This window comes from Shewanella sp. 125m-1 (assembly GCF_052977065.1).
Window position 1 is genome coordinate 26056 of sequence record NZ_JBRILT010000009.1, and the last position, 24144, is coordinate 50199.

Annotated in this window: 20 protein-coding genes and 2 tRNA genes; 21 read left to right on the forward strand and 1 reads right to left on the reverse strand. The window is 45.1% G+C overall.

The window, feature by feature from the left end:
* Positions 1–6: 6 nt before the first annotated feature.
* From dnaK to secF, 11 genes are all read left to right on the forward strand, one after another.
* Positions 7–1923: a molecular chaperone DnaK gene (dnaK, locus tag ACVBIK_RS06405; protein WP_447160135.1), complete on the forward strand. Its 1917-nt coding sequence runs from the start codon at positions 7–9 to the stop codon at positions 1921–1923.
* Between the two features lie 90 nt (positions 1924–2013).
* Positions 2014–3147: a molecular chaperone DnaJ gene (gene dnaJ, locus ACVBIK_RS06410; protein ID WP_447160134.1), complete on the forward strand. Its 1134-nt coding sequence runs from the start codon at positions 2014–2016 to the stop codon at positions 3145–3147.
* Between the two features lie 135 nt (positions 3148–3282).
* Positions 3283–4083: a M48 family metallopeptidase gene (locus tag ACVBIK_RS06415; protein ID WP_447160133.1), complete on the forward strand. Its 801-nt coding sequence runs from the start codon at positions 3283–3285 to the stop codon at positions 4081–4083.
* 83 nt (positions 4084–4166) lie between these two features.
* Positions 4167–4784 (forward strand): FKBP-type peptidyl-prolyl cis-trans isomerase, encoded by a 618-nt coding sequence (locus tag ACVBIK_RS06420; RefSeq protein WP_447160132.1) that lies wholly within the window; start codon positions 4167–4169, stop codon positions 4782–4784.
* A 62-nt stretch (positions 4785–4846) separates the two neighbouring features.
* A complete protein-coding gene (dapB, locus tag ACVBIK_RS06425) occupies positions 4847–5662 on the forward strand; it encodes a 4-hydroxy-tetrahydrodipicolinate reductase (protein ID WP_447160131.1) in 816 nt (271 codons plus the stop codon).
* Positions 5663–5835: 173 nt separating this feature from the next.
* Entirely contained in the window at positions 5836–7008 is a 1173-nt protein-coding gene (gene carA / locus ACVBIK_RS06430) for a glutamine-hydrolyzing carbamoyl-phosphate synthase small subunit (protein WP_447160130.1), read from the forward strand.
* Positions 7009–7036: 28 nt separating this feature from the next.
* Positions 7037–10258: a carbamoyl-phosphate synthase large subunit gene (gene carB / locus ACVBIK_RS06435; RefSeq protein ID WP_447160129.1), complete on the forward strand. Its 3222-nt coding sequence runs from the start codon at positions 7037–7039 to the stop codon at positions 10256–10258.
* A gap of 326 nt (positions 10259–10584) precedes the next feature.
* Entirely contained in the window at positions 10585–11061 is a 477-nt protein-coding gene (gene greA, locus ACVBIK_RS06440; RefSeq protein WP_447160128.1) for a transcription elongation factor GreA, read from the forward strand.
* A gap of 216 nt (positions 11062–11277) precedes the next feature.
* On the forward strand, positions 11278–11733 hold the full coding sequence (locus ACVBIK_RS06445; RefSeq protein ID WP_447160127.1) for a hypothetical protein: 456 nt from the start codon (positions 11278–11280) through the stop codon (positions 11731–11733).
* Positions 11734–12105: 372 nt separating this feature from the next.
* Positions 12106–13920 carry a protein translocase subunit SecD gene (gene secD / locus ACVBIK_RS06450; protein ID WP_447160126.1) on the forward strand — a complete coding sequence of 605 codons (1815 nt, stop codon included), beginning with the start codon at positions 12106–12108 and terminating at the stop codon, positions 13918–13920.
* A gap of 1 nt (position 13921) precedes the next feature.
* Positions 13922–14830: a protein translocase subunit SecF gene (gene secF, locus ACVBIK_RS06455; RefSeq protein ID WP_447160125.1), complete on the forward strand. Its 909-nt coding sequence runs from the start codon at positions 13922–13924 to the stop codon at positions 14828–14830.
* A 95-nt stretch (positions 14831–14925) separates the two neighbouring features.
* Here the strand turns inward: secF and yhbY are convergent, their stop codons facing one another.
* A complete protein-coding gene (gene yhbY / locus ACVBIK_RS06460; RefSeq protein ID WP_447160124.1) occupies positions 14926–15225 on the reverse strand; it encodes a ribosome assembly RNA-binding protein YhbY in 300 nt (99 codons plus the stop codon).
* Between the two features lie 93 nt (positions 15226–15318).
* Here yhbY and rlmE point away from each other — a divergent pair, with 93 nt between their 5' ends.
* From rlmE to nusA, 10 genes are all read left to right on the forward strand, one after another.
* Positions 15319–15948 carry a 23S rRNA (uridine(2552)-2'-O)-methyltransferase RlmE gene (rlmE, locus tag ACVBIK_RS06465; protein ID WP_012278226.1) on the forward strand — a complete coding sequence of 210 codons (630 nt, stop codon included), beginning with the start codon at positions 15319–15321 and terminating at the stop codon, positions 15946–15948.
* A 69-nt stretch (positions 15949–16017) separates the two neighbouring features.
* Positions 16018–17961 (forward strand): ATP-dependent zinc metalloprotease FtsH, encoded by a 1944-nt coding sequence (gene ftsH, locus ACVBIK_RS06470; RefSeq protein WP_447160123.1) that lies wholly within the window; start codon positions 16018–16020, stop codon positions 17959–17961.
* 58 nt (positions 17962–18019) lie between these two features.
* A complete protein-coding gene (gene folP / locus ACVBIK_RS06475; protein ID WP_447163335.1) occupies positions 18020–18862 on the forward strand; it encodes a dihydropteroate synthase in 843 nt (280 codons plus the stop codon).
* 96 nt (positions 18863–18958) lie between these two features.
* Positions 18959–20296: a phosphoglucosamine mutase gene (gene glmM / locus ACVBIK_RS06480; protein WP_447160121.1), complete on the forward strand. Its 1338-nt coding sequence runs from the start codon at positions 18959–18961 to the stop codon at positions 20294–20296.
* Between the two features lie 196 nt (positions 20297–20492).
* Positions 20493–21275, forward strand: coding sequence for a triose-phosphate isomerase (gene tpiA / locus ACVBIK_RS06485; RefSeq protein ID WP_028769143.1), 783 nt, complete (start codon positions 20493–20495; stop codon positions 21273–21275).
* A 1-nt stretch (position 21276) separates the two neighbouring features.
* Positions 21277–21612: a preprotein translocase subunit SecG gene (gene secG, locus ACVBIK_RS06490; RefSeq protein ID WP_447160120.1), complete on the forward strand. Its 336-nt coding sequence runs from the start codon at positions 21277–21279 to the stop codon at positions 21610–21612.
* Positions 21613–21726: 114 nt separating this feature from the next.
* Positions 21727–21813: transfer RNA gene (locus ACVBIK_RS06495), tRNA-Leu, on the forward strand.
* A 103-nt stretch (positions 21814–21916) separates the two neighbouring features.
* Positions 21917–21993 (forward strand) — tRNA-Met (locus tag ACVBIK_RS06500).
* 159 nt (positions 21994–22152) lie between these two features.
* Positions 22153–22608, forward strand: coding sequence for a ribosome maturation factor RimP (rimP, locus tag ACVBIK_RS06505; RefSeq protein WP_447160119.1), 456 nt, complete (start codon positions 22153–22155; stop codon positions 22606–22608).
* 27 nt (positions 22609–22635) lie between these two features.
* On the forward strand, positions 22636–24135 hold the full coding sequence (gene nusA / locus ACVBIK_RS06510; RefSeq protein WP_447160118.1) for a transcription termination factor NusA: 1500 nt from the start codon (positions 22636–22638) through the stop codon (positions 24133–24135).
* Positions 24136–24144: the final 9 nt, after the last annotated feature.

Genomic DNA, 24144 nt, shown 5'->3' on the forward strand with positions numbered 1-24144 from the left:
GACTCCATGGGTAGAATTATTGGTATCGATTTAGGCACAACTAACTCTTGTGTTGCAGTATTAGATGGCGGCAAAGCACGCGTATTGGAGAATGCTGAAGGCGATCGTACGACACCCTCAATCATCGCATACACTGCTGATGAAACATTAGTTGGCCAGTCTGCAAAGCGTCAGGCTGTAACAAACCCAACGAACACAGTATTTGCTATTAAGCGTCTAATTGGCCGTCGTTTTAAAGATGACGAAGTTCAGCGTGACGTTGACATCATGCCATTCAAAATCATCAGCGCTGACAATGGCGATGCATGGGTTGAAGCACAAGGCAAGAAAATGGCTCCACCACAAATCTCTGCTGAAATCTTGAAGAAGATGAAGAAAACGGCAGAAGATTTCTTAGGTGAAGAAGTGACTGAAGCGGTTATTACCGTTCCTGCTTACTTTAACGATTCACAACGTCAAGCAACTAAAGATGCGGGTCGCATCGCAGGTCTTGAAGTTAAGCGTATCATCAACGAGCCAACAGCGGCGGCACTTGCTTACGGTATCGATAAGAAGCAAGGCGACAATATCGTTGCTGTATACGATTTAGGTGGTGGTACATTTGATATCTCTATCATCGAAATCGACAGTGTTGATGGCGAGCAAACGTTCGAAGTACTTGCAACTAACGGTGACACTCACTTAGGTGGTGAAGACTTTGATAACCGTATGATTAAGTATCTTGCTGACGAGTTCAAAAAAGAGCAAGGTCTTGACCTACGTAACGATCCACTAGCGATGCAGCGTCTAAAAGAAGCGGCAGAAAAAGCGAAGATCGAACTATCGAGCACAACACAAACTGAAGTTAACCTGCCTTACATCACAGCTGACGCAACAGGTCCTAAGCACTTAGTGGTTAAAATCACTCGTGCAAAACTTGAGTCACTTGTTGAAGATTTGATTAAACGTTCACTTGAGCCACTAAAAGTTGCACTTGCAGATGCTGACCTTTCAGTTTCTGACATCAACGAAGTGATTCTAGTGGGTGGCCAGACTCGTATGCCTAAAGTGCGTGAAGAAGTTTCTGCATTCTTTGGCAAAGAGCTACGTCAAGATGTTAACCCTGATGAAGCGGTTGCTATCGGTGCAGCGGTTCAAGCTGGTGTACTATCAGGTGAAGTTAAAGATGTACTGCTACTAGACGTTACGCCACTGTCTCTAGGTATTGAGACTATGGGTAGCATCATGACGAAGCTTATCGAGAAGAACACCACTATCCCGACTAAAGCGTCACAAACATTCTCGACTGCTGACGACAACCAAAGTGCTGTGACTATTCACGTACTTCAAGGTGAGCGTAAGCAATCAAGCGGTAACAAGTCTTTAGGTCAATTTAACCTAGAAGGTATTGAGCCTGCACCACGTGGCATGCCACAGGTCGAAGTGACTTTTGACATCGATGCTGACGGTATCTTGCATGTATCTGCTACAGACAAGAAGACTGGCAAAGCACAAAACATCACGATTAAAGCCTCTTCTGGTCTAAGTGATGAGGAAGTGGACGCTATGGTTCGTGACGCTGAAGCACATGCTGATGAAGATGCTAAGTTCGAAGAGCTAGCTACAGCTCGTAACCAGGCTGATGGCATGGTTCACGCAACTAAGAAGCAGATCGAAGAAGCGGGTGAGGCACTACCAGCGGACGAGAAAGAGAAGATTGAAGCTGCAATGGCTAACGTTGACACAGCTGTTAAAGGCAATGACAAAGAAGCGATTGAAAAGTCTACTCAAGAGCTAATGGAAGCGTCTTCTAAATTAATGGAAATCGCTCAAGCTAAGGCTCAAACTGAGCAAGGTCAACCTCAAGGCGAAGCACAAGCTTCTAAGCCTGAAGATGACGTAGTTGACGCTGAGTTTGAAGAAGTTAAAGACGACAAAAAATAATGACGGGTAATTCCTAAATTATTGTAGCGGGCGTTATGAGGAAACTCTAACGCCCGTTTGTGCAACTTTAGCCAAAAAGTATTAAAAACTATGTCAAAGCGCGATTTTTACGAAGTATTAGGTGTCGGACGTGACGCCAGCGAACGCGAAATAAAGAAAGCTTATAAGCGTTTAGCAATGAAATTTCACCCAGACCGCAATCCGGGTAACAAAGAAGCTGAAGCAAGCTTTAAAGAAGTTAAAGAAGCTTACGAAATTCTAACCGACAGCGATAAGAAAGCGGCCTATGACCAGTTTGGTCATGCTGGCGTTGATCCTAATCGTGGTGGCGGCGGTGGTTTTGGCGGCGGCGGTGATTTTGGCGACGTATTTGGTGATGTGTTCGGCGATATCTTCGGCGGCGGACGCCGCGGTGGTCAACGTCAAGCTGCGCGCGGAAGTGACTTACGTTACAACTTAGAGTTGTCTTTAGAAGAGGCGGTTCGCGGCTTAACCAAAGAACTACGTATTCCAACATTAGCGGCTTGTGATGTGTGTGACGGCAGCGGTGCTAAGAAAGGCTCCTCGCCAACCACTTGTGGTACCTGTCATGGCCAAGGCCAAGTACAGATGCGTCAAGGTTTCTTCGCAGTGCAGCAAGCCTGTCCAACCTGTCATGGCCGTGGCAAGATCATTAAAGATCCTTGTAACAAGTGTCATGGTGAAGGTCGCGTAGAAAAGAGCAAGACCTTATCAGTTAAGATCCCAGCAGGGGTTGATACAGGCGATCGTATTCGTCTTTCTGGTGAAGGTGAAGCGGGCGAGTTTGGTGCACCACCAGGTGACTTATATGTTCAGGTGAGTGTTCGTGAACATGCCATCTTCCAGCGTGATGGCAACAACCTTTATTGTGAAGTGCCTATTTCGTTCAGCAAAGCGGCGTTAGGCGGCGAGATTGAAGTGCCAACACTTGATGGTAAGGTTAATCTTAAGATCCCAACTGAAACCCAAACTGGACGCATGTTCCGTATGCGCGGTAAAGGTGTTAAGTCTGTTCGCAGTCATGCAGTGGGTGACTTGCTATGTAAGGTCGTCATGGAAACACCTGTCAACCTTAATGAGCGTCAAAAAGAGCTACTACGTGAATTTGAAGATACGTTAACGGGTCAATCAAAGAAGCACAGTCCAAAGGCTGATGGTTTCTTCGATGGCGTGAAGAAGTTTTTTCAAGATCTGAATAGCTAAATCTGAGCTCGTTCAGTATATAATTTAAGCCTCGCGAATGCGGGGCTTTTTGTTATATGTGCTGAAGCTATTTGTACTTAGGTTATTTGCACTAAAGCTATATATTATGTTTTACGTGAAGGGAGTTAAGCTTATATGAAAGGAATACTATTACTGCTTAGCGCTGTATTATTGTGTACGGGCTGCGCTACTCATCAATCGCCAACAGGGCGGGGGCAAACCTTGCTGTTTTCATCAGAAGAGATGTCGCAGCTTGGTGATACTTCATTTGCTCAGCTCAAGCAGCAAGAGATAGTTAGCCAAGACAAAGCGATAAACAGCTATGTTAATTGCGTTGCACAGCGTATTACTCAAGCGTTACCCGATCAGAGTTTGCCATGGGAGGTCGTGGTATTTGAGTCAGAGCAAGTCAACGCGTTTGCGCTGCCTGGTGGCCATATAGGGGTTTATACCGGTCTGCTAAACGTGGCGACCAACCCTGACCAGCTTGCCACAGTGATTGGTCATGAGGTGGCTCATGTACTGGCAAACCACAGTAACGAGCAAGTGTCGCGCGCACAGATGACAGGTGCAGGCATGCAACTGGCAGATCTTGCCTTAGGCGCGGGGGGGATTGCGGATAAAGAACTTTATATGGCAGCCCTTGGTTTAGGTGTACAAGTTGGATACATACTCCCCTATGGTCGTGACCAAGAATCAGAAGCCGATATGATAGGTGTCGAATTGATGGCCAAAGCGGGATTTGATCCAGCTCAGAGTGTCGATCTGTGGCGCAATATGTCTAAAGCGGGCGGCGAGCAGGGGCCAGAGCTGCTTTCTACTCATCCATCCCATGGGCAGCGTATTGCACAGTTACAACAAATGCAGGCGAAAGCCCAACCTCTATATAATGCCAGTAACGCGAGTATGAAAAATTCTTGCCAAAGACCAAAATAGCTACGGTTTTTAGGGCAATATCACAGAAATTATGATAAAGTTTCGCGCGAAATTTAAATTGAATCAATGAGAGTACAATCATTATGTCTGATAAGTTCAGTACAATTGAAGAGCAAGCAAGCTACGGTGTTGGTCGTCAACTAGGTGAGCAACTAGCTGCAAACTCGTTTGAAGGTATCGATATTTCTGCTGTTCAATTGGGTCTATCTGACGCATTCGAAGGTAAAGAAAGCCTAGTGTCTATGCAAGATATGCAAGTTGCTTTCACTGAAATCAGCCAGCGTATCCAGAAAGTTCAAGAAGCTGCTGCTGCGGCTGCATCAGAAGTAGGTGAAAAATTCCTTACTGATAATGGTGCTCGTGAAGGTGTTGTGACTTTGGACTCAGGTCTACAGTACGAAATCATTACTGAAGGTAACGGTGATAAGCCTGGTTACGACTCTACAGTACGTACTCACTACCACGGTACTTTCATCTCTGGTGACGTATTCGATAGTTCTGTTGCTCGTGGCGAGCCAGCAGAATTCCCAGTATCTGGCGTTATCGCTGGTTGGACTGAAGCATTGCAACTTATGCCTACAGGTTCTAAGTGGAGACTATTTGTACCACAGCACCTAGCATACGGTGAGCGCGGCGCAGGTGCTGCAATCCCGCCATATTCAACTTTGGTATTCGAAGTTGAATTGTTAGACATTATCTAAGTTAGACAATAAGCCTAAGTTAATACTTAGGCTTTTTTTTGACATTTGCAGGGAGTACTGAGATGACTGAACAAGTAAGAGTGGCAATAACAGGCGGCAGTGGCCGTATGGGACGTACTCTTATTGAAGCGGCAAAACAAAATGAAATGATTTTGTTGGGCGCGGCGATTGAACGAGCTGGTTCGACTCTGATGGGCGTCGATGCGGGTGAACTTGCAGGCGTTGGGGCGATGAATGTGGCCATTACCGACTCTCTCGATAAAGCGGTTGATGATTTTGATGTGCTTATCGATTTTACCTCACCTGAAGCCAGTGTTGTGCATACAGACTGGTGTGCAAAGAATGGCAAAGCAATCGTTATAGGCACCACCGGGTTCAATCATGCTCAGAAAGAGCAAATTTCTGCCTACTCTGATCAGATACCGATTGTCATGGCGCCAAATATGGCGGTTGGCGTTAATCTTATGTGGAAACTGCTTGAAGTGGCCGCAGAGGTGATGGGCCAATACAGCGATATCGAGATCATAGAAGCTCACCATAGATATAAGAAAGATGCACCGTCAGGTACCGCGCTGAAGATGGGTGAAGTGATCGCTGAAACCTTAGGCCGTGATCTGGAAAAGTGTGCAGTGTATGGCCGCGAGGGGATTACTGGTGAGCGTGATAGAGAAACCATAGGTTTCGCTACTGTGCGTGCTGGCGATATCGTGGGTGAGCATACCGCATTATTTGCCGATATGGGTGAACGACTAGAGATCACCCATAAAGCATCGAGCCGAATGACCTTTGCAAATGGTGCTATGCGCGCCGCAACCTGGTTAGTCGAGCAAAATGCAGGGCTTTACGATATGCAGCAAGTCTTAGGCTTGAAGGCATAATTATTTAAAACCGCTATCAGCGGTTTTTTTTTGCTTGAAATTTTTTTGATAAAATACTTTCTTCATCTATAGACAGGTTTTGCTTTTACATATAAAATCGGCGGAATTTGTCAAAATTTTGCATTTTAGCGAAAGTTGGTATTTTAAAAACATATAAAAAACAATTAATTTCAATGATTTGGCTCTTTCCGGAGGTCGCGTTGACAAAGTCTGCCTTACTCGTACTTGAAGATGGAACCATTTTTTCTGGCACTGCAATTGGTGCTGAAGGGATGTCTGTTGGTGAAGTCGTTTTTAACACTTCAATGACCGGTTACCAAGAAATTTTGACTGATCCATCATATTCACGTCAAATGGTAACCCTCACTTATCCACATATTGGTAATACTGGTACCAATGATGAAGATACAGAGTCTAGCTCTGTTCATGCATGTGGCCTTATCATTCGAGACTTGCCGCTAATCGCAAGTAACTTTCGTAATCAGCAATCTTTAAGCGATTATTTGATCGCTAACAACGTTGTTGGTATTGCTGATATCGATACTCGTAAATTAACTCGTATCCTACGTGAAAAAGGCGCTCAAGCCGGTTGTATCATGGTGGGTGATTTAGATGAAGCTAAAGCGCTAGCTGCAGCTAAAGCCTTCCCAGGCCTTAAAGGCATGGATTTGGCTAAAGAAGTCACCACAAACGAAACATATTCATGGCGCAGCGGTAGCTGGCGTTTAGTTGGCGGTTTGCCATCTGATACGCCTGAAGCTGAGCTTAAATATAAAGTCGTTGCTTATGATTATGGCGTGAAGCGTAATATTTTACGCATGTTGGTTGACCGTGGCTGTGATGTCACTGTTGTACCAGCTCAAACTCCTGCTGCAGAAGTACTTGCAATGAATCCTGATGGGGTTTTCCTATCAAATGGCCCTGGTGACCCTGAGCCATGTGATTATGCAATTGCTGCGATTCAAGAGATTTTAAAGACTGACATTCCAGTTTTTGGTATCTGTCTTGGTCACCAGCTGCTGGCATTAGCTTCAGGTGCTAAAACACTGAAAATGAAGTTTGGTCATCACGGTGCTAACCACCCTGTGAGCAATATTGAGCAAGGTAATGTGATGATCACCAGCCAAAACCACGGTTTTGCTGCGGATGAAACAAGCTTGCCAGCCAATATTAAAGTGACACATAAGTCACTATTTGATGGTTCACTGCAAGGTATACACCTTACAGATAAGCCTGCATTTAGTTTCCAAGGACACCCTGAAGCGAGTCCTGGACCACATGATGCGGCGCCACTGTTTAATCACTTCATTGACTTGATTGATTTGTACCGTCAAAACGCCAAGTAGTAACCTCATCCGGGAGAAGATTTAAGCAATGCCAAAACGTACAGATATAAAGAGTATTCTTATCCTAGGTGCTGGACCAATTGTCATTGGTCAAGCCTGTGAGTTTGACTACTCAGGCGCACAAGCCTGTAAAGCCCTACGCGAAGAAGGTTATCGAGTTATTCTTGTTAACTCTAACCCTGCAACCATTATGACCGATCCTGAGATGGCCGATGCAACATACATCGAGCCAATTCATTGGGAAGTCGTGCGCAACATTATTGCAAAAGAGCGTCCAGATGCGATTTTGCCAACAATGGGCGGCCAGACTGCACTTAACTGTGCACTTGAGCTTGAAAGCCGTGGCGTACTAAAAGAGTTTAATGTTGATATGATTGGCGCGACAGCTGATGCAATCGACAAAGCGGAAGACCGTAGCCGTTTCGACAAAGCAATGAAGTCGATTGGCCTTGAGTGTCCTCGTGCTGGTATCGCTCATACAATGGATGAAGCTCGTGCTGTTCAAGCTGAAGTGGGCTATCCATGTATTATCCGTCCTTCATTTACCATGGGCGGTAGTGGTGGCGGTATCGCTTATAACAAAGAAGAGTTTGAGGATATCTGTTCTCAAGGTCTTGAATTATCACCGACTAGCGAACTCCTTATCGACGAATCTTTGATTGGTTGGAAAGAGTACGAGATGGAAGTAGTTCGTGACCGTAATGATAACTGTATCATTGTCTGTGCGATTGAGAACTTCGATCCTATGGGCGTGCATACGGGTGACTCGATTACGGTTGCGCCAGCGCAGACACTAACCGATAAAGAATACCAGTTGATGCGTAATGCATCTCTTGCTGTATTACGTGAGATTGGTGTTGAAACTGGCGGTTCAAACGTACAGTTTGGTATCAACCCGAAAGATGGCCGTATGGTTATCATCGAGATGAATCCACGTGTATCTCGCTCATCGGCATTAGCATCAAAAGCAACCGGCTTCCCGATTGCTAAGATTGCCGCCAAGCTAGCGGTAGGTTTCACTCTTGATGAGCTAAGCAACGACATTACTGGCGGCGCAACACCAGCATCATTTGAGCCAGCCATCGATTACGTTGTGACTAAAATCCCGCGCTTTAACTTTGAAAAGTTTGCCGGTGCCAATGACCGCCTAACCACACAGATGAAGTCTGTGGGTGAAGTGATGGCGATTGGACGTACATTCCAAGAATCACTGCAAAAAGCCCTTCGTGGCCTTGAAGTGGGCAAAAATGGTTTGTGCCCAGAAATCGACTTGGCAGATCCTGAAGCGCTATCACGTATTCGTCACGAGCTTAAAGAGCCTGGCGCAGAACGTATTTGGTATATTGCCGATGCGTTCCGTATGGGATTGTCGGTAGATGATATCTTCGCACTAACCAATATTGACCCATGGTTCTTGGTACAAATTGAAGACTTGCTTAAGTCTGAAGCGCAAGTTGCTGAAATCGGTCTTGCTGGTCTAAATGAAGATGTTCTACGTAAGCTTAAGCGCAAAGGCTTTGCTGATTCACGTTTAGCAGCACTTGCAGGTGTGAGCGAAACAGAAGTACGTAAGCTACGTACTCGTTTTGAAATTCACCCAGTGTATAAGCGCGTTGATACCTGCGCTGCAGAATTTTCAACCGATACTGCTTACATGTACTCAACGTATGAAGAAGAGTGTGAAGCGAACCCATCAAATCGTGACAAGATCATGATTTTAGGTGGTGGTCCAAACCGCATTGGCCAAGGTATTGAGTTTGATTACTGTTGTGTACATGCGGCATTAGCGCTACGTGAAGACGGGTACGAGACCATCATGGTTAACTGTAACCCTGAAACGGTTTCTACCGATTACGACACGTCAGATCGTTTGTACTTCGAGTCAGTGACATTTGAAGACGTGCTTGAAATCGTGCGTATCGAGAAGCCAAAAGGCGTTATCGTGCAGTACGGTGGTCAAACGCCGCTTAAACTTGCTCGCGACCTAGAAGCCGCAGGCGTACCGATTATCGGTACAAGTCCTGATGCGATTGACCGTGCTGAAGACCGTGAGCGTTTCCAGCAAGCAATTCAGCGTTTAGGCATGAAGCAGCCTGAAAACGATACCGTTACAACGGTTGAAGGTGCAGTGATTTCTGGTGAGCGTATCGGTTATCCGTTAGTGGTTCGTCCATCATATGTACTTGGTGGCCGTGCGATGGAAATCGTTTATGACGAGCAAGACTTACGTCGCTACTTTAACGAAGCGGTAAGTGTTTCGAATGCATCTCCTGTGCTATTGGATTGTTTCCTAGATAACGCGATTGAAATCGACATCGATGCAGTATGCGATGGCGAAACCGTTGTTATTGGTTCAATCATGGAGCATATCGAGCAGGCTGGTGTTCACTCTGGTGACTCAGGTTGTTCATTACCTCCATATAGCCTTAGCCAAGAAATCCAAGACCGCATGCGTGAGCAGGTCGGTAAGCTTGCAATGGAACTTGGTGTAATTGGTCTAATGAACGTGCAGTTTGCGGTGAAGGATAACGAGATCTACATGATTGAAGTTAACCCACGTGCTGCGCGAACAGTACCATTCGTATCAAAAGCGACTGGCGTTCCATTAGCTAAGATTGCAGCTCGAGTGATGGCAGGTCAAAGCCTTAAGTCACAGAACTTCACCAAGGAAGTTATTCCGCCATTCTTCTCTGTAAAAGAGGTAGTATTGCCGTTTAACAAATTCCCAGGTGTTGACCCTCTGCTTGGCCCTGAAATGCGCTCAACGGGTGAAGTGATGGGTGTCGGTGACACGTTTGCTGAAGCCTATGCTAAAGCACAGCTTGGTGCGACATCTGAAGTGCCTAAGTCTGGCCGCGCGCTATTGTCTGTTCGTAACAGCGATAAAGCACGTGTAGCAGATTTAGCGGCACAGCTAATCGCACTGGGTTATGAAATCGATGCGACTCACGGCACTGCAGTTATCTTGGGCGAAGCGGGTATTAACCCACGCCTAGTGAACAAGGTACATGAAGGTCGCCCACACATTCTTGACCGTATCAAGAATGGTGAGTACACCTATATTGTCAATACCACAGAAGGTCGTAAGGCGATTGAAGACTCACGTCAACTTCGCCGCGGTGCACTACGTTATAAAGTGAACTACACCACGACTCTGAATGCTGCATTTGCAACTTGTATGGCACACTCGGCGGATGACCGTTCGAACGTGACATCAGTGCAAGAGCTGCATAAGCGTATTACGAAATAAGTTGAGCTAAAACAGAAGGCCGCTTAAAGCGGCCTTTTTTATTGGCTTGACCTTTTGATTGAGCAGGGCAGCGATAAATAAAAATTTATCTTCCATTGCTAGCAAGTCTGGCAAAGGTTAAGTAAGCTCTACGGTCTCAAGTCGTGATTTGCTTCGAAAAAAAGGCGGTTTACTCAGCCTTAATGATAGCTAGATCGCGAGCAAGTATAGATTAGAGTGCATCGAATGCCCTCTGCGTTTACAATAACGTAATTCCACCTGATTTTACCTCACTGATGTTGTTCTCAGTGGGACATGCTTTTGTTTTAAAGGAGACGAAAGAGCTTATGAGTACGGTTCCAATGACCATAGTCGGTGCTGCAAGACTGCGTAAAGAGTTAGATTTTCTTAAGTTTGAGCGCCGTCCGCTAATTGCCGCTGCAATTGGTGAAGCCCGTGAGCTTGGCGATTTGAAAGAAAACGCTGAATATCATGCTGCCCGTGAAGAGCAGGGATTAAGCGAAGCGCGCGTTAGAGATATCGAAGGTAAGTTGTCTCACGCACAGATCATCGATGTGACCACAATGGAAAATAACGGCCGCGTTATTTTCGGTTCTACAGTGACTATTTTAAATGTAGATACTGAAGACGAAGTGACTTACCGCATTGTGGGTGAAGACGAAGCTAACATTAGAGAAAACTTGTTGTCAGTGAGTTCTCCAATTGCCCGTGGTCTAATTGGTAAGAGCTTAGATGATGAGATCTCTATTGTGACACCTGGTGGCACAACTGACTTTGAAATTATCAAAGTTGAATATATCTAATCTAACCCGTTAGAACTAAAAAAACCGCTTTTTAGCGGTTTTTTTATGTGACGCAGTGACCGGTAGCGCCAAAACAGTGAATAATCGTTTGTATCGAGGCTGTGCTACGTTTAGTATATTCGACATAGTAAATAGACTTAAAATAGGTAATTAGTGCTGTCATTTTGGCGATTAGGCTTCATCTTGTTGTTCATAGGGGGATTATTTCTCACACCTATGTCTGCAAGTGCATCTGAAAATGTTCAAAGTAATGATATGCGCTCAGTGGAACCTGCAGGGGCTGTTATAACCGTTATACAGGCTGCACCGCATAAGAATATGCTCGCAGATATGACAAGCACGCAATCCTCTGGCTTACCTAAACATACTCCTTTAACGCTTGAAGATAAGCAGGCAAAGCAAACTGACAAAGATGGCTCTGAATATGCGCCACTTGTTTCGCAGCGCTTTATCAGTTTTTCTCAACATGATCCCCTGCAAAGTCGTCCCGACTATTTGCTGGCCTTTGAATTTACTTCCCCCGCAGTGCCTTCTTTAACCGTTGGTTATCGCATGGATTTTGCGCCAGCAGTAGACTGGTCACTGCACATTGATACTCGCTCCCACCGACTTTGCGCGTGGAAAGAGTCTAATCTTCTCTACCGCTTTTCTCAGTCTCGCTCCTTAAGCTAACGACCGATAGCCATTTGGCTTCGTTATCGGTTGGTTTTTAAAGCAGCTATTGAGCTCGGCAGTGTTAGTTATTACTAACTTTCCCCTGATGCATTGACGTACTCGGTGTTTATTCACTTTGTTGTTGATTCCGCTAATGGTGCACTCCCTATAAGCCGCTTACTTATTTCCGTCACAAGCATGTGATTGAAACGGTGAACGTTTACCTCGATAGCTCTAAAGCATACTCGCCCAATATTCCTAGGCACCAATGTTATTAGGCATTAGTCCTGCTGGGGTTAGCCTTTTAATAATAAGTCCAGTTTCACTTCTGTGGCCTTTGAATAATGGTGAGTTGCTATCACACTTTTAGTGAATTTAAAGAGCAAAAATATGAGAGAACAGAAAAAATCAGCAATTTTGAACCATTATGCTGCTTGGAAATACATAGTGTTAGTCGTCACCATCAGCATTATGTTACTGAGTGCGTTACCGACTTTTTTTGGTGAAGATGCAGCGGTGCAGATTAGCGACGAGGCCGGGTTGAAAGTTAACCCTTTGGAATTACATCAGCTGCTCGTGTCCCAAGGTGTTACCGTTAAGCGTATCGATCAAGCTAATGGACAAACCTTGATTGTGCTTGACGACAATTCACAACAGAGCCAGCTGAAAACCTTGCTTGCAAGTCAGGTAAAGGATCCTTCAAAACTAACGCTTACTCTAGCGCCTGCAGCGCCAAACTGGCTATTATCGCTCGGTTTTACTCCGATTAAATTGGGATTGGATTTGCGAGGTGGGGTGCAATTTCTATTGGATGTTGAAATTGAGCCTGTCTATAAGTTGCACGCCAACACGTTCATTGACTCTGTTAGGCAATTTGCGCGTGAACAGTCCTTATATGGTGTCACGATTCAGCAGCAGGCTGATGGTAATGTGAACATAACAACTACGGATTTAGCACAAAAAACAGCGATAAGACAGTTTGTTACTAAGCAATATCCTAATTGGCAAGTCTCAAACTCTGGTGAGCAATCTTTAAATGCTGATCTGTCAGAAGCTGAAAAAATGAATATTCGCGACCTAACCGTGAAGCAAAACTTACAGATCATGCGCAGCCGTATCGAGCAACTAGGGATCAGTGAGGCTGTCGTTCAGCGTCAAGGTGAGCATCGAATTCGAATAGAATTACCGGGTGTACAAGATCCTGCTGCTGCAAAGTCAGTGATAGGTGCTACCGCCAGCCTTGCTTTCTATCAAGTTAAGCAACAGGGTTCTGTTAATGCCAAGGTATTGAAAGATGAGCTGGGGGCTCCTGTCTATGTTGCTAGACGCGCGGTACTCGGCGGTGAGCATATTGTCGACGCAAGAGCATCGCTCGGTGAGATGGGGCAGCCTGAAGTGGTTATTCATCTAGACCGAGAAGGCGGCAGAATCATGTCGGCTTTTTCTCGCGACAATATTGGTAAGCCGATGGCGACTTCATATAGTGAGTATAGCCGCGGTGATAATGGACAAATTAGACAAACCACTGAAGTTATCAGTGTAGCGACAATTCAATCTCAGCTGGGAGACCGATTTAGCGTAACAGGCTCTAGGGATTATGCCAGTGCGCAGCAGCTTGCTTTATTACTTCGAGCGGGCTCAATGACGGCACCTGTGACTATTGTTGAAGAACGGACTATTGGGCCAAGCTTAGGCGAAGAAAACATCACCAACGGTTTCTCTGCGCTTGCCTTAGGTATGGCGGTGACATTGCTGTTTATGGGGCTTTGGTACCGACGTTTAGGTTGGATAGCGAACGTGGCACTTTTAGCCAACATGATCCTTATATTTGGCTTAATGGCACTGATCCCTGGCGCGGTTTTAACCTTACCTGGCATCGCAGGTTTAGTGCTAACCGTTGGTATGGCAGTAGACACTAACGTACTTATTTTTGAGCGGATTAAGGACAAGTTAAAGGAGGGGAGGAGCTTTGCTCATGCCATTGACCGAGGCTTTGATAGTGCCTTTTCAACCATTGTTGACGCCAACATTACCACGATGATCACTGCAGTGGTTCTTTATGCTATCGGTAACGGGCCAATTCAAGGCTTTGCGTTAACCCTAGGGTTAGGTCTGCTAACCAGTATGTTCACCGGGATTTTTGCATCCAGAGCATTAGTTAACTGGGCATATGGTCGTAATTTTAGTCGTAACGTGAAGGTATAATATGAATTTTAATCATTTAAGTAAGTTGAGTAAATTAACAAAAGCACGTTACCTCTCAAGTGTCTTCTCTGTGCTGATCATGCTGTCATCTATTGGCATTATTGTCGTCAATGGATTTAATTGGGGGCTAGATTTTACCGGAGGGATTGTTACTGAGGTAAAACTCGATTCGAATATTAAGGCCACGCAAATTAGTAAGCTATTGTCAGCAACCTCGGAGCAGGAGGTCAGTGTTATTTCGGCGGGTGAGCCAGGTCGTTGGATTTTGCGTTACGCTAAAATAGACAATGCTGGGGCTGGTGATATCAAAACCATATTGGCGCCGTTGACTAATGATGTTGAAGTACTCAACTCTAGCATAGTTGGGTCGCAAATTGGTCAAGAGCTCGCAGAGCAAGGAGGGTTGGCACTGCTTGCGGCAATGTTATGTATTCTGGCTTATTTAAGTTTTCGTTTTGAGTGGCGTCTTGCAAGTGGCGCATTATTGGCACTATTTCACGATGTTATCTTCGTGCTGGCATTTTTCTCGTTAACGCAGATGGAGTTCAACTTGACCATTTTGGCAGCGGTACTGGCTATTTTAGGTTACTCACTGAATGACTCGATTGTCATTGCTGACAGGGTAAGAGAAGTGCTGATTGCTAAACCTAAGATGGCGATTGATAAAGTGTGCAGTAGCGCAGTAAAAGCCACGTTTTCACGTACCATGATCACGAGCGGTACCACACTATTTACCGTTGGCGCCTTATGGGTGATGGGCGGTGCGCCGCTGCAGGGATTTTCAATTGCGATGTTTCTCGGGATCATGATTGGAACGGTGTCATCGGTATCTGTAGGTACTTGCTTACCCGAGTATTTGAAAGTGAATGCCGAGCACTATAAAGTCGAACCTATTAGCGAAACGCCATAAAAAAGGCCCATAAAAAAAGAGCCGCTGAATAATCAGCGGCTCTTTTTATTTATCTTACAAAGGCTTCTTTATCTTAATGAAGACGTCTTTGTTAATTACTTTGCCTTAGGCACTGCAATTTTCATTTCTTCAGACTGACGGAACAGTACTAAAACGTGACCGATAAGCTGTATTTTTTCAGCTTTAGTTTCACGTACAATGGCATCTACGATAGCGTTTTTAAGCTCTCTGTCACCAGAGGCTACTTTCACTTTAATCAATTCATGATGTGAAAGTGCATTATCAATTTCAGCCAGCACTCCCTCAGTCAAGCCGTTACCACCAAGCATCACTACAGGCTTGAGACTATGCGCTAAGCCCTTTAAGTGCTGTTTTTGTTTGGTTGTTAAGTTCATTTATACCAACTTTATGCTGAGTTACTGTTGAAAACCCGCTATTCTACCCTTATATAGGCTTTGTGTAACTCTCAATTTTGTTGCGGATTTTAAATGTCAGGAAAAAAACGAACAGCCAGTTCTTCTCGCTGGATGCAGGAACATTTCGATGATCACTATGTCAAACTAGCGCAGAAGCGTGGTTTAAGGTCGCGTGCGGCTTTTAAGATTGAAGAGATCCAAGAAAAAGATAAACTCATTCGACCTGGAATGACGGTTGTTGATTTAGGGGCCGCACCGGGTGGCTGGTCTCAGGTAGCCGTTAAATTGGCAGGTGATAAGGGTAAAGTTATCGCTTGTGATATTCTACCTATGGACCCGATTGTTGGCGTTGATTTCCTACAGGGTGATTTTCGCGAGGAAAAAGTGCTGGACGCATTGTTAACCCGAGTGGGTGATGCCAAGGTTGATGTGGTGCTATCTGATATGGCACCGAATATGAGTGGTACAGGTGGTGTTGATCAGCCGCGTGCTATGTATTTAGTAGAACTTGCGTTAGATATGTGTCATCAAGTGTTGGCGCCTAATGGTTGTTTTGCTGTTAAAGTCTTTCAGGGGGAGGGCTTTGATGAATACATGAAAGCGGTTAAAGAGGCGTTCAAAACGGTTAAAACACGTAAGCCCGATTCTTCACGTCCACGTTCGCGTGAAGTCTATCTTGTGGCGACTGGGTACAAGTTGTAGTAATCTACCCTAAGTACTCTAACATTAGTTTTCGAAAGACTTTAAAAGAGGTCGAGTAATTTGAGTGACATGGCAAAAAATTTAATTCTCTGGGTTGTCATCGCCGTTGTGTTGATGTCAGTTTTTCAGGGCTATTCCCCCTCTTCTTCGACTAAGCAGAAGATGGATTATTCAACATTTTTAGATAACGTTAAAGACGGTCAAGTCAATACTGCAACGGTTAAGAGTGACCAGCGCACTATTGAGGGAACAACGCGTACTGGTGAAAAGTTTGTCACTGTAATGCCGTTACCTGACTTAGATCTAATTAATGAACTAAATCGCAAGGGGATTACATTCAAGGGAGAAGAAGCTGAAGAGTCAGGGTTCTTAACTCAGATATTTATCTCTTGGTTCCCAATGTTACTGCTTATCGGTGTGTGGATTTTCTTCATGCGTCAGATGCAAGGCGGTGGCGGTAAAGGCGCAATGTCATTTGGTAAGAGTAAGGCCAAATTGATGAGCGAAGACCAAATTAAAACTACTTTTGGTGACGTTGCAGGTTGTGATGAAGCTAAAGAAGACGTTAAAGAATTGGTTGATTACCTGAAAGAACCCACTAGGTTCCAAAAGCTGGGTGGCCGTATTCCAACAGGCGTATTGCTTGTGGGTCCGCCAGGTACAGGTAAAACTTTGCTTGCTAAGGCGATTGCAGGTGAAGCAAAGGTTCCTTTCTTTACTATTTCAGGTTCTGATTTCGTAGAAATGTTTGTCGGTGTTGGTGCATCTCGTGTACGTGACATGTTTGAACAAGCTAAAAAATCAGCTCCTTGTATCATCTTTATCGATGAAATCGATGCCGTAGGTCGCCAACGTGGCGCTGGTGTTGGTGGTGGTCACGATGAGCGTGAGCAGACATTGAACCAGATGCTAGTTGAGATGGATGGTTTCGAAGGTAACGAAGGTATTATTGTTATCGCTGCGACTAACCGTCCAGACGTACTCGATGCTGCATTGTTACGTCCTGGTCGTTTTGACCGCCAAGTGGTTGTTGGCTTGCCTGATGTACGTGGTCGTGAGCAAATCCTTAAGGTACATATGCGTAAAGTACCTTTGGCTGACGGTGTTAAAGCAAGCGTTATCGCTCGTGGTACACCAGGCTTCTCGGGTGCAGATCTTGCTAACCTTGTTAACGAAGCGGCGTTATTCGCTGCTCGTAACAACCGCCGTGTTGTGGGTATGGAAGAGTTCGAAAGCGCTAAAGACAAGATCATGATGGGCGCTGAGCGTCGCACTATGGTGATGTCGGAAGAAGAGAAAGAGATGACCGCTTACCATGAAGCGGGCCATGCTATTGTGGGTTGTTTGGTACCGGAGCACGACCCTGTGCATAAGGTAACAATTATTCCACGTGGCCGCGCATTGGGTGTGACCTTCTTCTTACCAGAAGCAGATGCAATCAGTCAGAGTCGTCGCAAGCTTGAGAGTCAAATCTCTGTGGCTTACGGTGGTCGTATTGCTGAAGATATTATCTACGGTAGCGAGAAAGTATCAACTGGCGCGTCACAAGATATTAAGTACGCAACGTCGATTGCACGTAACATGGTTACTCAGTGGGGCTTCTCTGAAAAGCTAGGTCCTGTACTTTATGCTGAAGATGAGAACGAAGTGTTTTTGGGGCGTAGCATGGGTAAATCTCAGCATATGTCTGATGATACTGCACGTGTTATTGATGCTGAAGTTAAAATGCTGATTGATGCTAACTACAGTCGAGCAGTTACTTACCTAACTGAAAATATGGATATTCTTCATGCAATGAAGGATGCGTTGATGAAGTATGAAACCATCGATGCAAACCAAATTGATGACTTAATGGCTCGTCGTGAAGTGCGTATGCCTGCTGAGTGGGAAAAAGATCTGCAGTCAAATGATAACGATAGCAATGACGCTTCATCTGAAAAGAAAGAAGAGATCAAGGAAGCTAAAGAAGATAAGCCTGATGTCAGTGATGCTGACGAATCACCCGCTAAGTAATCTTTAGTTAGATAAAGAAAACCCCTTCTAGGGGTTTTCTTGTTTACGGAACTTTATTTTGTCTAAATTAACCAGTGGTAATGCATCTCTAGATTTAAGTTCTCCAGTTGTGATGGGGATCCTCAATGTCACGCCCGACTCATTTTCTGATGGTGGCGAATATTCTTCAATCGAAACAGCCTGTAGACAAGCCGATTTTATGGTGGCTAATGGCGCCAAAATCATCGATATTGGTGGTGAGTCCACCCGTCCTGGTGCGAAAGATGTATCTGTTGACGACGAGCTGGCGCGTGTGCTGCCTTTAATCGATTACGTGAGCCGTACTCATAATGTGTGGATCTCAATAGATACCAGCAAGGCCGCCGTGATGCAGGCAGCAATAGAAGCGGGTGCCCATCTGATTAACGACGTGCGAGCACTGCAAGAACCGGGTGCATTAGCTGTCGCTGCGGCATTGAATGTGCCTGTGTGCCTGATGCATATGCAGGGGCAGCCTAGGACGATGCAAGATGCGCCGCAATATGGTGACATCATTAGCGATATCACCGAGTTCTTCAATCAACGTATTGAGGCCTGTATTGCGGCTGGGATAAAACGTGAACAGATAGTGCTCGACCCCGGTTTTGGTTTTGGTAAAACCCTTGCACATAATTATGAGCTGCTAAATCGTATGGCAGAATTTTTACCTATGGGCTTACCTATCCTGGCTGGCTTATCACGTAAGAGTATGTTCGGGCAGTTACTTGGACGTGAAGTAGCACAAAGATTAAGTGGTACACTTACTGGTAATATGCTGGCAGTCCAAGCTGGCGCGAATATTGTGCGCGTGCATGATGTGCAAGAAACCAGTGATATGCTTGCTGTTTTAGCAGCGACAAAGAATTATATCGCTTTAGCTTAATCGTTGGCTTTGATGCCAGCTGTTCAGCTAGGGTTAGTATTTTTACGGTAGAATCGATGGATTTAGATCTACGTGATTAGTGAGTTTGGAGTTCAAGTGAAGCAAAGACAATTTTTCGGAACCGACGGTATTCGAGGCAAAGTAGGCGCGGGCAAAATGACCCCTGAATTAGCGCTTAAGTTGGGTTGGGCTGCGGGGCGCGTATTATCTCGTGCTGGCACCCATAAAGTTATTATCGGTAAGGACACTCGCATTTCAGGTTACCTGTTTGAATCTGCATTGGAAGCGGGGCTTTCTGCCGCAGGGATTGATGTGATGCTTATTGGCCCAATGCCAACACCGGCAGTTGCCTATTTGACACGCACCTTCCGTGCTGAAGCCGGTATTGTTATTAGCGCTTCCCATAACCCGTATTACGATAACGGTATTAAGTTCTTTGCTAACGATGGCAGTAAACTCGACGATGACGTTGAACTTGAAATCGAAGCTGAGCTTGAAAAATCATTAACCTGTGTTGAGTCTCACCTGTTAGGTAAAGTGGCTCGTATTGATGATGCCGCTGGTCGTTACATTGAGTACTGTAAGAGTCATTTCCCAGCAGAGCAGACGTTAAGCGGTCTTAAAATTGTTGTCGATTGTGCTCATGGCGCAACTTACCATATCGCTCCGAGTGTGTTTAGAGAGCTTGGCGCTGAGGTTATCGCTATCGGTGATAAGCCAAATGGTTTGAATATCAACGATAAAGTTGGCGCCACCTCGATGGCAAAGATTTGTGAAACCGTTTTAGCCGAAAATGCTGATTTAGGTATTGCTCTTGATGGTGACGGCGACCGGATCATGATGGTTAACCGTCATGGACGTGTTATTGATGGCGATGAAATTCTTTATATCTTAGCCTGTGATGCGCAAAAAAGCGGCGTCCTTCGTGGTGGTGTTGTCGGTACCTTGATGTCAAATCTAGGGTTAGACCTCGCATTACAAGCGCTCAATATTCCTTTTGTACGCTCTAAAGTGGGAGATCGCTACGTCATGGAGCTTCTAAAAGAGCATGATTGGCGTATCGGTGGTGAAAATTCAGGTCATATTTTGAATCTCGACCATGGCACAACCGGTGACGGTATTGTTGCCGGCATCTTGGTGCTAGCGGCTATGCAGCGTCAAAACGCCAGCCTTGAGCAGCTAACTGCCAATATCACCATGTTGCCACAAGTATTAGTGAACGTTCGCTTCGAGGGTAATAACGACCCGTTAGCAGCTGATATTGTGTTAGCTGCAAAGGCAGAAGTAGAACAGAAACTGGGTGAACGCGGTCGTGTGTTACTGCGTAAATCAGGAACTGAACCGCTATTGAGGGTGATGGTAGAAGGTGATGAGCAAGAAGCGGTCACCAAATATGCTAATTATATTGCGGATGCTGTTCGTAATTTAGTTTAGTATTTAGTTAAATAAACAGGATGTTATAGGCAGTCGTGGTTGAATTTGCTGCAAAGCTGTTATTAATCGTACTGCCAACATCTTGTTAGCATAAAAAACACGCGTTCTCGCCTTAATTCGTAAAAATAACGTCTTTAGGTATTGTAAGTTAACAAGTGGTTCGCTATTATTCACGCCGCTTTCAAAGGAGACAGTAATGGCACTCAGACGTCCCATGGTTGCTGGTAATTGGAAAATGAATGGCAGTGCGCAACTTGCACAAGAGCTTTTCAAGAAATTCGCTACCAAGCTCCAAGATGATTCAGCGGAAGTGGTATTGTGTCCACCTTCTATTTACTTAGAAAGTGTACGACAGCTACTGGATGAAAACAAAGAAGCCTTAAATGGTTGTTTGGTCAGAATGGGAACGCAGAATATAAGTCAACATGACTTCGGCGCCTATACTGGTGAAATATCTGGTCAGATGTTAAAAGATTCAGGATGTCGATATGTTATTATCGGACATTCAGAACGTCGCCGTATGTACGGAGAGACGAGTGATATCGTGGCAGAGAAATTTGCCGCAGCTCAGAAACATGGTTTGACCCCAATACTTTGTGTTGGTGAGTCGGGTCCAGCTCGTGAAGCAAGACGCACTTTTGAAGTGATTGCTGAAGAGTTAGATGTGGTCATTGAAAAGAATGGCACCATGGCTTTTGACAACGCAATTATCGCCTACGAGCCATTATGGGCAGTAGGAACCGGTAAGAGTGCTACGCCAGAGCAGGCGCAAGAAGTTCATGCGTTTATTCGCAAGCGTCTCTCTGAAGTATCTCCATTCATCGGAGAAAACATCAGGATTTTGTACGGTGGTAGCGTAACACCGAGTAATGCAGCAGACTTGTTTGCTCAACCTGATGTAGACGGTGGTTTGATTGGTGGTGTAAGCCTCAATGCTACCGAATTTCTCAGTTTATGTACGATAGCGATGAGCGCATAATATGTATGAAGTTCTAATGGTTGTTTACTTGTTGGTTGCGATTGGTCTAGTAGGACTTATCCTTATCCAGCAAGGTAAAGGTGCTGACATGGGTGCTTCTTTTGGCGCCGGTGCTTCAGGTACTCTGTTCGGTTCATCTGGTTCTGGTAACTTTTTGACTCGTTCAACTGCAATTTTAGCAGTCGCGTTTTTTGCTCTAAGTCTTACCATTGGTAACTTAAGTGCAAATCACACTAAAGCTGAAGGTGCATGGGACGATTTAGGAAGCAACGCAGCGCAAGTTGTTGAGCAAGTTCAGCAAGAAGCTGAAAAGTCAGAAGATAAAATCCCTGACTAATTCATAAGAATGTTTATGAATGGTATCAATCTTAGATTGATTGGTACCGACTGTTAGATTGCTACGCCCTCTCAATGTAGCAAACAATGATAACAGTCAGATGTAACGATTTATGCGGATGTGGTGGAATTGGTAGACACGCCAGCTTGAGGGGCTGGTGAGCGAAAGCTCGTGGGGGTTCAAGTCCCCCCATCCGCACCAAATCTTTGAGTTCGTTAACGACGGAGTCGAAGATAATAAAGTGGTTTAAACGCCCTTTATTATTGCAAGTGGAGAGGATTCTCAATATACTTGCACAAGTTGTCGCGGGGTGGAGCAGTTTGGTAGCTCGTCGGGCTCATAACCCGAAGGTCGTCGGTTCAAATCCGGCCCCCGCAACCAGCTTCCCAGTAAAGAAATTTATTTCTATACTGTTACAGGTTCTGGATATATCAACCTCGTCATTACGGGGTTTTTTGTTATCTGGAACTTATAAAACGGTCACTCAAGGTGACGTGTACTGGGGCTATTAGGCCCTTTTTTGTTTTTCTGGGGGTAACCTTGGCTACATTAGAACGCAAACTGGTAGAAATGCTCAACGCACCAGTTGAAGCATTAGGCCACAAACTTTGGGGTCTGGAATATATTCAAGCAGGCAAGCATTCTATCTTGCGTTTATATATAGACAACGAAAAGGGCATCTTCATCGAGGATTGCGCCGAAGCAAGCCGCCAAGTAAGTGCTGTGCTGGATGTTGAAGATCCAATCACATCTGAATACACGCTAGAAGTTTCTTCTCCTGGTGTAGATAGACCGCTGTTCACCGCTGAGCAGTATAAGGCCTACATCGGTGAGACTGTAAAAGTACAATTAACGATGCCTGTAGCAGGCAGTCGTAATTTAAAAGGCACCGTTACTGGCGTTGATGGGCAAATGCTTAATCTGTCGGTAGATGGGAACGAACTTATTGTTGCTTTGGATAATATCCGTAAAGGCAACTTAATCGCTAAGTTTTGATGAATTCAAGGTGAACGAGGCAAGACAATGAATAAAGAGATTCTGCTAGTCGCTGAGGCGGTTTCAAACGAGAAAGGTGTACCGCGCGAAAAGATTTTTGAAGCGCTGGAAATTGCACTAGCCACAGCAACCAAGAAAAAATACGAAGGTGACATTGAAGTTCGTGTTGCAATCGACCGTAAGACAGGTGCTTATGAAACTTTCCGTCGTTGGATGGTAGTTGAAGATGCGGGCGTTCCATTAGAAAACCCGTTCCGTGAGATCACACTTGAAGCTGCAAAGTATGACGATCCAGAAATTGAGCTGGGCGGTTACATCGAAGATGAAATCGAGTCAGTTGCATTTGACCGTATTACCACTCAAACCGCTAAGCAAGTTATCGTACAAAAAGTACGTGAAGCTGAGCGTGCTCAAATCGTTGATCAGTTCCGTGATCGTGAAGGCGAGTTGATTGTAGGTGTTGTTAAGAAGAGTAACCGCGAGAGTGTAGTGGTTGATCTTGGTAATAACGCTGACGGTGTGCTGTTTAAAGAAGATTTGATTTCACGTGAATCTTTCCGTCCTGGTGATCGTGTTCGTGCATTGCTTTACTCTGTACGTCCGGAAGCTCGCGGTGCACAACTGTTCTTAACGCGTACTAAACCTGACATGCTTATTGAGCTATTCCGTGTTGAAGTACCTGAGATTGCAGACGAGATGATCGAAATCATGGGCGCTGCTCGTGATCCAGGTTCTCGCGCTAAGATCGCCGTTAAGTCTAACGACCGCCGTATCGACCCAATAGGTGCGTGTGTTGGTATGCGTGGTGCACGTGTTCAAGCTGTTTCAAACGAGCTTGGTGGTGAGCGTGTAGATATCGTGCTTTGGGACGATAATCCAGCGCAATACGTTATTAACTGTATGGCACCAGCGGATGTGGCTTCTATCATCGTTGATGAAGATAACCACTCAATGGATATCGCAGTTGAAGCTGACAGCTTAGCACAAGCAATCGGTCGTAACGGTCAGAACATCCGTTTAGCTACTCAGCTATCAGGCTGGGAACTTAACGTGATGACTGTTGCTGACATGAAAGCTAAGCATCAAGCTGAAAGCGCAAAAGTAGTCAATCTATTCATTCAAGCATTAGATGTGGATGAAGATTTTGCACAACTACTATCTGACGAAGGTTTCACTTCTTTAGAAGAGATTGCTTACGTTCCAGAATCAGAGCTATTAGAAATTGATGGATTCGACGAAGATACCGTTGAGTCATTAAGAGAACGCGCAAAAGCGGCGATCTCTACTCGTGCACTTGCGACTGAAGAAGCACTTGATGGTGCTGAACCAAGTGAAGATCTTCTTGCTCTAGAAGGTCTAGATAGACACTTGGCATTCGTAATGGCAAGCAAAGGCGTAATTACGCTTGAAGATTTGGCCGAACAAGGCATTGATGATTTGATCGAAATTGAAGAATTAACAGAAGAAAAAGCAGGCGAGCTAATTATGGCTGCCCGTAATATCTGTTGGTTTGGCGAAGAAGCATAAGTCGATCAG

What these genes read in the sequence shown, in the direction of transcription:
- dnaK (WP_447160135.1), top strand. Translation starts at nt 7, where the DNA reads ATGGGTAGAATTATTGGTATCGATTTAGGCACAACTAACTCTTGTGTT.
- dapB (WP_447160131.1), top strand. Translation starts at nt 4,847, where the DNA reads ATGACTGAACAAGTAAGAGTGGCAATAACAGGCGGCAGTGGCCGTATG.
- carA (WP_447160130.1), top strand. Translation starts at nt 5,836, where the DNA reads ATGATTTGGCTCTTTCCGGAGGTCGCGTTGACAAAGTCTGCCTTACTC.
- nusA (WP_447160118.1), top strand. Translation starts at nt 22,636, where the DNA reads ATGAATAAAGAGATTCTGCTAGTCGCTGAGGCGGTTTCAAACGAGAAA.
- carB (WP_447160129.1), top strand. Translation starts at nt 7,037, where the DNA reads ATGCCAAAACGTACAGATATAAAGAGTATTCTTATCCTAGGTGCTGGA.
- tpiA (WP_028769143.1), top strand. Translation starts at nt 20,493, where the DNA reads ATGGCACTCAGACGTCCCATGGTTGCTGGTAATTGGAAAATGAATGGC.
- ACVBIK_RS06415 (WP_447160133.1), top strand. Translation starts at nt 3,283, where the DNA reads ATGAAAGGAATACTATTACTGCTTAGCGCTGTATTATTGTGTACGGGC.
- ftsH (WP_447160123.1), top strand. Translation starts at nt 16,018, where the DNA reads ATGGCAAAAAATTTAATTCTCTGGGTTGTCATCGCCGTTGTGTTGATG.
- secG (WP_447160120.1), top strand. Translation starts at nt 21,277, where the DNA reads ATGTATGAAGTTCTAATGGTTGTTTACTTGTTGGTTGCGATTGGTCTA.
- rlmE (WP_012278226.1), top strand. Translation starts at nt 15,319, where the DNA reads ATGTCAGGAAAAAAACGAACAGCCAGTTCTTCTCGCTGGATGCAGGAA.
- yhbY (WP_447160124.1), bottom strand. Translation starts at nt 15,225, where the DNA reads ATGAACTTAACAACCAAACAAAAACAGCACTTAAAGGGCTTAGCGCAT.
- ACVBIK_RS06420 (WP_447160132.1), top strand. Translation starts at nt 4,167, where the DNA reads ATGTCTGATAAGTTCAGTACAATTGAAGAGCAAGCAAGCTACGGTGTT.
- ACVBIK_RS06445 (WP_447160127.1), top strand. Translation starts at nt 11,278, where the DNA reads ATGTCTGCAAGTGCATCTGAAAATGTTCAAAGTAATGATATGCGCTCA.
- dnaJ (WP_447160134.1), top strand. Translation starts at nt 2,014, where the DNA reads ATGTCAAAGCGCGATTTTTACGAAGTATTAGGTGTCGGACGTGACGCC.
- greA (WP_447160128.1), top strand. Translation starts at nt 10,585, where the DNA reads ATGAGTACGGTTCCAATGACCATAGTCGGTGCTGCAAGACTGCGTAAA.
- secD (WP_447160126.1), top strand. Translation starts at nt 12,106, where the DNA reads ATGAGAGAACAGAAAAAATCAGCAATTTTGAACCATTATGCTGCTTGG.
- secF (WP_447160125.1), top strand. Translation starts at nt 13,922, where the DNA reads ATGAATTTTAATCATTTAAGTAAGTTGAGTAAATTAACAAAAGCACGT.